Source organism: Microcoleus sp. PH2017_08_TRC_O_A (assembly GCF_020738665.1).
GTDB lineage: Bacteria > Cyanobacteriota > Cyanobacteriia > Cyanobacteriales > Microcoleaceae > Microcoleus.
This window is the reverse complement of sequence record NZ_JAEQCE010000144.1, coordinates 1-8,157: the sequence shown is the minus strand read 5'-3', so window position 1 is coordinate 8,157 and position 8,157 is coordinate 1. Positions and strand designations below refer to the sequence as shown.

The window sequence follows — 8,157 nt, the reverse complement described above, 5'->3', positions numbered from 1 at the left end:
GTGGCTCAAGCTCAATGCTCCTGAAAAATCCTATCGTTGGGTTAGGGGCTGTTATGAAATAATGCTCAAACTGGAAAGCTTTCCTAGTCGTTGTCCCTTAGCATTAGAAAGTGAGTATTTCGACCTGGAAATACGTCAAATTTTATATGAGAAGAAATATCGTATTTTATTTAGTATCGTAGAAGATGAAAATACTAGAATGGTTGAAATTCACCGCGTTCGTCACAGTTCTCAACAAAATTTTGATTCTTTAAAACAGCTTTTGGATAATGATGAAGAAGAGTAAAATAGAAATAAACTCCATTACCCATTACCTAAAAAAATGATCGCCGCCAAAGAAAACTTTCCTCAAATAACCCCAGAAGAATACTTTGCTTGGGAAGAAAAGCAGCTAGAAAAGCATGAGTATATCGACGGCCAAGTCTACGCCATGAGCGGCGGTAGCGTCAATCATGGTCGCATTGCCGTCAGACTCACAACTCTCTTCTCCAATCATCTAGAAAACAGCAGTTGCGAAACAGGAAACTCCGATCTGAGAGTCAACATTGTCGGAACCAAAAACTATATCCACCCCGATGCAAGTGTAACGTACGACGATCGCGATAAAACCACAACCCAATACATTACCTACCCCTGCTTAATCGTTGAAGTTCTCTCTCCCAGCACTGAGGCTTACGATCGCGGTAGCAAATTTAGAATGTACCGCAACAACCCTGTCTTACAAGACTATTTGCTGGTTAGTTCCACCAGTATCGAAATGGATTTGTATCATAAAAAAGATACAGGTGAATGGATCATCATTAACTACAAAGAAGGTGATACCATAGAACTAAAAAGCATCAATCTCAGTTTTGCGATCGAACAAGTCTATCGCAACCTCGACCTTACTCCAGAAACAACACCTTAAAAGTTGACATATATCATAAAACTAAGGTGATTTACGTCCAGTGAGCGTGTTGGTATTACTACTTTTAAATTAGGAGATTGTTATGATTGCAGCTAGAGAGCAGGAGCGGTACTTTACGCCTGAAGAGTATTTTGCTTGGGAGGAGCAACAATTAGAAAGACATGAGCTAATGGATGGTCGCGTATATGCGATGAGTGGCGGGACTAGAAATCATAGTGATATCGCGGGAAACTTTTTAACGACAATCAAGCCCCATCTGCGGGGTAGTGGTTGTAAAACATACAATTCTGACTGCCGCGTAAATATCCTCAATACTCGCAACTATACCTATCCCGATCTGAGTGTCACTTGCGATCGGCGAGATAATTCTAGCCCTCAATATATTGCCTATCCCTGTTTGATTGTTGAGGTTTTATCGGATAGTACCGAGGCTTACGATCGCGGCAAAAAGTTTGAAAAATATCGCCGCAATCCGAATTTGGTCGATTATGTGTTGGTGAGTTCGGATGAGATGGCGATCGATATGTATCACAGAAATGAAGCAGGGGATTGGTTGATTCTGAGCTATCGAGCGGGCGATCGCGTGGAGCTTAGAAGTATTGGGTTGAGTTTGGCGATCGAGCAATTATATGAAGAAATTGTTTTCGAGCAGCAATCTTGAATTTATTATTAAGAGGGCGATGTAATAATATTGATGTAGAGTTATAAGAAATCTGTTACCGTTTAAATATTTGTGCAGCATATGCGTCCGAATGTTGACTCTCAGAAGATAGAACGACTGATGCAAGTCTTGGGCAGAGAGGCTCAGGGTTCAGGCTGCATCTATTTTACGGGTGGTGCTAGCGCCCTACTGATTGGATGGCGGAGTTCGACCATTGATATCGATATTCGTCTAGATCCTGAACCCCCAGGCATTTTTGGTGCGATCGCCAAAATCAAACAAGAATTGAATATTAATATCGAACTGGCTTCCCCACAGGATTTCTTACCCACAATTCCGGGGTGGCGCGACAGGAGTATCTTCATTGGCAAATACGGTCAAATCTCGTTTTATCACTATGACTTTATAGCCCAAGCACTCTCCAAAATATCCAGGGGATTCGATCGGGACATTAAAGATGTTCAAGCCATGTACGAACAGAAATTATTTTCCTTAGAAGAACTGCGTAATAGTTTTGAGAGTATTGCACCCGAATTAATCCGATTTCCCTCTCTTAATCCTGATGCGCTCAGAAGCAGAGTTGAGAACTTCATCAAACGTTTTGAAAGTAACATAGAGGATGGACAGTTATGAACTTAAATGAGTTGCCGGGAGCAGAGCTAATTCTACCTGGACTGAACGATCTTCATCATGGTAAAACTAATACAATTGGGTCATTGTTAGTCGCGATCGCGGCAACTCGCCTAGCCGAAGCGGGCTTAGATGTTCCTAAAGATCGTCTGGCCGCAGAGCCAGAATTGACTCTTTATGCCCGCCTTCAAGATGAACGAGATGATGCTTATCCCTACTACAATGCTTTGCTGAATCGCTTGAGTAGCTTTTGCAATGCACTTGAACTTCGTTATATGTGAGAATATGCGATCGATCGGCAGTAACAAAAGGATTTAATTAAAAAAAAAGATGTCGATCGCTGCCGGTGGGCGATCGCTTGTAATTGGATGAAAGCGCGATCGATAAGACTCACCCCAAAATACCTATGAAAACCACGATCGAAATCGATAACTCCCTCATCACTAATGCGCTCCAGGCGACTGGACTCACAGCACAACAAAAGAATACATTCTATGTAGCTTCACAGAAAAATGATATTACCGAGTGTTTCTTATGAACTACCGAAACCACATCACGATCGAAGCAAATAAACGCGGTGGTAAGCCTTGTGTACGCGGCTTGCGAATTACAGTTTATGAAGTGCTTGAGTACCTGGCTTCCGAGATGACCGAAGCAGAAATTCTCGACGATTTTCCCGATTTGACACGAGAAGATTTAAAAGCTTGTATAGCTTATGCTGCTGACCGTGAGCGTCGGTTTATGACCGCTACCTTATCCGCATGAAATTACTTTTTGATGAAAACTTGTCGCCCAAGTTGCCGAATCGTTTGAGCGATCTTTTTCCAAATTCACTTCATGTTCGAGATGTGGGCATGAAAGCAACGATCGACCCAATAGTTTGGGATTATGCAAAAGACAATGATTTGATGATTGTCTCGAAAGACGCGGATATGCACGACCTGAGCTTAGTATTTGGGAATCCACCGAAAGTTATTTGGCTTCGACTTGGAAACTGTTCGACATCACAAGTTGAAAATTTGCTGCGTCGGGAGTTCAACGCGATCGAATTATTTTATGAAGATGAGAGTTTATCGCTGCTTGCTTTATCATAATGCACAGCTCGCCCCAGTGTGAGCTCGATTCTAAATGCTCTCTAATCTAAAATATAATGAAGATAGCTTTTTTCAGTGCGACGGCTTAAGTGATTGAGTCAAATCGTGCGGCGAACTCGATCGAGGAAATGAGATTCTGATGGGGAGTTAAGAAGGGGTTGACATACATCCTCGAGCTGCGGTATTATTCGACTATATCCAGTATTGTACTGCAACTGCGATACAATTATAAGTTATGCCGCTTCAATCTTGGGTTGGGACGGTACTTAAAAGTTACTTGTCATCAGAAAAATAAATGTTAAGTTAGTGCTTTCTATTGATTAAGGACACTAGAGGTTAGCAATGTATGACTGTGAGGTTGAGTCAAGTAAAGAATTATGCAATTGCGGCAGTGTAATGAAATGCGAAAAAGCTTTTTCGCACCACTTGTACGATAATGAAGAAAACTCGTATTACACAATTCAAGTCTTTAAAATTCTCACTTGTTTGACCTGTGATTCTGTAACAGTGCTTCTTTACAGTGCGGGAGGTATTGAAGAAGAGGATGAGCAGAACCCAAACGAACCCCAGTTCCGTTGTTATGGGCGGTCTGTTTTATATGCTCCTGCAAGGCAATTACATGATTCAATTCCTCTGTCTATTTCTGAGGTAGTTAAGCAGGCTGAAGCGGTTCTTGCTAGATCACCACGAGCAAGCTTCATCTTGTGCAGGGCAGTGTTAGAAGAAATTTGCAATGACTTTAAAATACCTACTGAAAGCACAAACAATAAAGGCAAAAGCTATTTCATAAAATTACATGACAGGCTCTCTCAATTATTTAAGCAGGAGAAAATGCCAGAAGAATTACAAACAATCATCAACGGTATAAAAGATCTTGGCAATGAAGGCGCACATTCAGATCATCTTGCTTTTGCAAAGCAAGTGAAAGCGCAAGATGCAGAAAATTTACTCACATTAGTAAATTATGTTCTTGAGAGATTATATTTTGACAGGTATCGTCAGCAAGAAGCTGCGGAAACATTGAAGGAGTTAAAGAGTAAAATACCTTTATCGGAACAGTAAACAGCGGCATAACAACCCTAGTGCAGCGGACTTACTAGAGCCTCTGTGTCATCGCAAAGTTCCTGGCAGCCGCTGACTAGGAACGTTATCTCGTAAATGCTGTATGACTTTGGAGATGGTTCGGAAGCTCGATCGATAATTAATAATTCCGCCTAAGATTCTCATTTCCACCCGATGAGTCGGTACAAACCCCACTTAACAACAATAGAACCCCATTCCAACAACAGTAAAGTAAACTGAGAGCAGCCCCATTCGCCCCAGTTGACCTATGCCACGTTGGTTCAATACCGCTGGCCCTTGCCGCGATAACATTCACTATATGTTGCCGGCAACCCGACGCCTCCCGAATTTAGAGCGACTGATTGCTCAGCAAAGCTATTTTGTCATCCACGCACCCCGACAAATTGGTAAAACCACGGCAATGCTGGCTTTGGCCAAGCAACTCACTGACAGCGGACAGTACACTGCGATCGTGGTTTCCGTGGAGTTAGGTTCGCCCTTTAATGACAATCCACAACAAGCCCAAGCGGTCATTTTAAGTTCTTGGCGAAGTGAGGCGCGAGTCTATTTGCCACCGGAGCTCCAGCCACCACCAAAACAAGAAATGGAGGTGGGACAAGGAATTGAAGAAACCTTGCGGCAGTGGGCACAAACTTCACCTCGCCCTTTAGTAGTCTTCATCGATGAAATTGATTCGCTCCAAAATGAAGTATTGCTATCGGTTTTGCGTCAATTACGCAATGGTTATCCCTCTCGTCCTCGTGCGTTTCCGCAATCGGTGGGCTTAATCGGTTTGCGGGATGTTCGCGATTACAAAGTGGCTGCGGGTGGTAGCGATCGCCTAAATACATCCAGTCCGTTTAATATTAAAGTGCGATCGATTACGCTCAGAAATTTTAATGCCTCAGAAGTCGCAGAACTCTACGGGCAACATACCCAAGATACCGGACAAGTTTTTACACCAGAAGCCGTAGCATTAGCTTTTGAATTAACACAAGGACAACCTTGGTTGGTGAATGCTTTAGCCAAAGAAATCGTCGAAGAATTAGTAACAGATGAATCTATAGAAATTACACCAGAACATATTTTAGAAGCTAAAGAAATTCTGATAAAACGACAAGATACGCATTTGGATAGCTTGGCTGAACGACTCAGAGAAAACCGAGTCAAAGCAATTATCGAGCCGATGTTGGCGGGTTTGGAACTCGGCAATATCCCCAATGATGATATTCAGTTTTTAATCGATTTGGGTTTGTGTAAGATGGACGTTCAGGGTGGATTGACGATCGCCAATCCAATTTATCGCGAAGTTTTGCCCCGCGTGCTCACCGTAACTCCAATGGCCTCTCTGCCCCAAATTGCACCGAGTTGGTTGACATCAGAAGGTAAATTAGATACTCAGGCTTTACTGAAAACTTTTTTAGAATTTTGGTTGCAACATGGCGAACCGTTACTCAAAAGTGCGTCTTACCCCGAAATTGCGCCGCATTTAGTGCTGATGGCGTTTCTGCATCGGGTGATTAATGGTGGCGGAACGTTGGAGAGAGAATATGCGATCGGGCGCGATCGCATGGATTTATGTTTGCGTTATGGTGAGGTAACATTAGGAATTGAACTGAAGGTTTGGCGGACTCGGAAAGTCGATCCGTTGAGTAAAGGGTTGGAACAGTTGGATGGGTATTTGGCTCGATTGGGACAAGATTCGGGTTGGTTGGTGATATTCGATCGCAGAGATAATGCACCGGAGTTAGAAGAACGGCTGAAAACTGAAATTCATTTGACACCAATGGGGCGATCGGTTACAGTGATTCGTGCTTGAAGAGGTTACGATCGATGTGTCGATTTTGCCGATCGCCGAGGGTGTGCGATCGACTTATCATTCTTACTTGTGGAGAAATGTATGACCCAGCGACCAATAGTTCTTATAACTGGTGCAAGTCGGACTATTGGCATCGGATCATCAATTGCCAAAGAATTAGCAAAATCAGGCTGGGATGTCGCTCTGACCTATTGGCAGCCATACGATGCGTCAATGCCTTGGGGCAGCGATCCGAAAGAGGTTCAGTCACTTTGCCACAAACTTGAGCAATTCGGTGTGCGCTCCACAGCGATCGAGGTTGATTTATCCTTGACTGATTCTGCTTCGCGCATATTCGATATTGTTGAGCATGACCTGGGAAACGTTACGGCAATGGTTATTGCTCATTGCCATTCAGTTGATAGTGATATTCTATCCACGTCAGTTGAGAGCTTTGACTTACACTTTGCCGTCAATGCCCGTGCTACTTGGCTATTGATCAAAGAGTTTGGTCAGAGATTCCGAGGGGAAACTGGATCTGGTCGTATTGTTTCGATTACCAGCGACCATACCGCAGGCAATCTCCCCTATGGTGCCAGCAAGGGTGCTATGGATCGGATCGTACTCGCTTCGGCACAGGAATTTAGGTCGCTGGGCATCACTGCGAACGTAATAAATCCAGGTGCGACTGATACTGGCTGGATGTCCGAAGCACTCAAAACTGATGTGCAATCCATCACTCTGTTGGATCGTGTCGGTATGCCACAGGATTGCGCTAATCTAGTCAGATTTCTGTGTTCCAAAGAAGGCGGATGGATCAACAGACAACTGATTTATAGTAATGGTGGTCTTCAGTAACCTTGAGAACGTGAGGTTTTTTAGGCTGCTTAAGACAATTCCCCAAGCTAAAATGGGGTCGTTATCTCGCAAACACTCCCTGACTTTGGAGATGATTCGGAATCTCGATCGAGAATTAAGGATTCCGGCGAAGATTCTCCTTTCCGCCTTATGAGTAGCACAAACCCCCGCTTAACCACAATAGAACGCCATTCCAACAACAGTAAAGTAAACTGATGAGTTCATTTGAACTCGGAACAGTTAAAATAGACAGTAGGTGGAGTGAGTGACCGAAATGCCAACTACTGCTCAGTTAGAGAGTTTATATCGCGTCAGCTATCAGTTGACGTTCATCATGTTGCAACCGATTCATCTGGTTTGTATAGATCGTCGTACTCGAAACGTATACGTTCTAGCTGGATATGGTGAAGACCTTGAGTTTGAAATTGTACCGAATGGGGAGGTATTCTGATGAGCCAAGTGAATTTTGAGGCTATGAGCGATGCCGAATTGAGACGGTACTTTCTGGAAAATCGCCAAGATCGAGCTGCTTGTCAGGCATATTTAGACAGGTTCAGTCAGCGTCCGAAATCAATCATTGCAAGCCCAAGCGATCCCGATTTTGACGCAAAAATTCAGGCCGCAATTCGGCAGAAATTAGAAGCATCGCCTAGTAGCCAGCCAGCTAACAGCACAGTGGAACGGACGGAATAGAGTCACCTTGGAGATGATTTGGAAGCTCGATCGAGAGTTTGACATACAGAAAATTGGTGCTTTTATAATTTAGGCAATAAAAAATAACTTTTGCTAAATTGTTAACAACACTCAAAAAAAGTGAACACCATGCTTAACCTCTCCCGTAGCCGTCCCCTGAACCAATTTCAACAGGAAGCTCCTGAGTTGCTTCATCAGTTTGAAATAGATAAAACACCAATCGTAATTACCATTAATGGTAAAGCGGTTGCTGTGCTTCAGGATGCGGAAAGTTATGAAAAACTACTTAATCGGTTAGAACTTCTTGAAACTCTTGCAGGTATTCGTCAAAGCTTAGGGGAATTCGATCGAGGCGAAGGGGTTTCTATTCATCAAGCTTTTGAAGAGCTTCAAAAAAAATATGACCTACCGAGTTGAGATATCTCCTACTGCTATTCATGACATAGAAAATATA

12 protein-coding genes are annotated in these 8,157 nt (G+C 43.3%); all 12 read left to right on the top strand.

Going from position 1 to position 8,157, the window contains the following annotated elements; translation table 11 throughout:
- The coding region (locus tag JGK22_RS31635) for a type II toxin-antitoxin system RelE/ParE family toxin (protein WP_293186933.1) at positions 1–286 on the top strand (286 nt) is incomplete at its 5' end.
- Between the two features lie 36 nt (positions 287–322).
- Positions 323–907 (top strand): Uma2 family endonuclease, encoded by a 585-nt coding sequence (locus tag JGK22_RS31630; RefSeq protein ID WP_293208867.1) that lies wholly within the window; start codon positions 323–325, stop codon positions 905–907.
- Between the two features lie 82 nt (positions 908–989).
- Positions 990–1,568 carry a Uma2 family endonuclease gene (locus JGK22_RS31625; RefSeq protein WP_293208864.1) on the top strand — a complete coding sequence of 193 codons (579 nt, stop codon included), beginning with the start codon at positions 990–992 and terminating at the stop codon, positions 1,566–1,568.
- 81 nt (positions 1,569–1,649) lie between these two features.
- A complete protein-coding gene (locus JGK22_RS31620) occupies positions 1,650–2,201 on the top strand; it encodes a DUF6036 family nucleotidyltransferase (protein ID WP_293186935.1) in 552 nt (183 codons plus the stop codon).
- The gene (locus JGK22_RS31615) at positions 2,198–2,479 is read left to right on the top strand and encodes a hypothetical protein (protein ID WP_293199268.1); all 282 of its coding nucleotides are present in this window, start codon (positions 2,198–2,200) and stop codon (positions 2,477–2,479) included. The genes JGK22_RS31620 and JGK22_RS31615 overlap by 4 nt, the downstream gene beginning before the upstream one ends.
- A gap of 253 nt (positions 2,480–2,732) precedes the next feature.
- Positions 2,733–2,963 carry a DUF433 domain-containing protein gene (locus JGK22_RS31610; RefSeq protein ID WP_006634608.1) on the top strand — a complete coding sequence of 77 codons (231 nt, stop codon included), beginning with the start codon at positions 2,733–2,735 and terminating at the stop codon, positions 2,961–2,963.
- Positions 2,960–3,292 (top strand): DUF5615 family PIN-like protein, encoded by a 333-nt coding sequence (locus tag JGK22_RS31605; protein WP_293214340.1) that lies wholly within the window; start codon positions 2,960–2,962, stop codon positions 3,290–3,292. The genes JGK22_RS31610 and JGK22_RS31605 overlap by 4 nt, the downstream gene beginning before the upstream one ends.
- A gap of 396 nt (positions 3,293–3,688) precedes the next feature.
- On the top strand, positions 3,689–4,354 hold the full coding sequence (locus tag JGK22_RS31600) for a DUF4145 domain-containing protein (RefSeq protein ID WP_293214338.1): 666 nt from the start codon (positions 3,689–3,691) through the stop codon (positions 4,352–4,354).
- A 268-nt stretch (positions 4,355–4,622) separates the two neighbouring features.
- Positions 4,623–6,173 carry an ATP-binding protein gene (locus JGK22_RS31595; protein ID WP_293314454.1) on the top strand — a complete coding sequence of 517 codons (1,551 nt, stop codon included), beginning with the start codon at positions 4,623–4,625 and terminating at the stop codon, positions 6,171–6,173.
- An 81-nt stretch (positions 6,174–6,254) separates the two neighbouring features.
- Positions 6,255–7,010 carry an SDR family oxidoreductase gene (locus JGK22_RS31590; RefSeq protein WP_293186925.1) on the top strand — a complete coding sequence of 252 codons (756 nt, stop codon included), beginning with the start codon at positions 6,255–6,257 and terminating at the stop codon, positions 7,008–7,010.
- Between the two features lie 450 nt (positions 7,011–7,460).
- Positions 7,461–7,703 carry a hypothetical protein gene (locus tag JGK22_RS31585; protein WP_293186924.1) on the top strand — a complete coding sequence of 81 codons (243 nt, stop codon included), beginning with the start codon at positions 7,461–7,463 and terminating at the stop codon, positions 7,701–7,703.
- Between the two features lie 129 nt (positions 7,704–7,832).
- Positions 7,833–8,120, top strand: a complete 288-nt coding sequence (locus JGK22_RS31580) for a type II toxin-antitoxin system Phd/YefM family antitoxin (protein ID WP_293186934.1) — start codon at positions 7,833–7,835, stop codon at positions 8,118–8,120.
- The last annotated feature ends 37 nt before the right edge of the window (positions 8,121–8,157 follow it).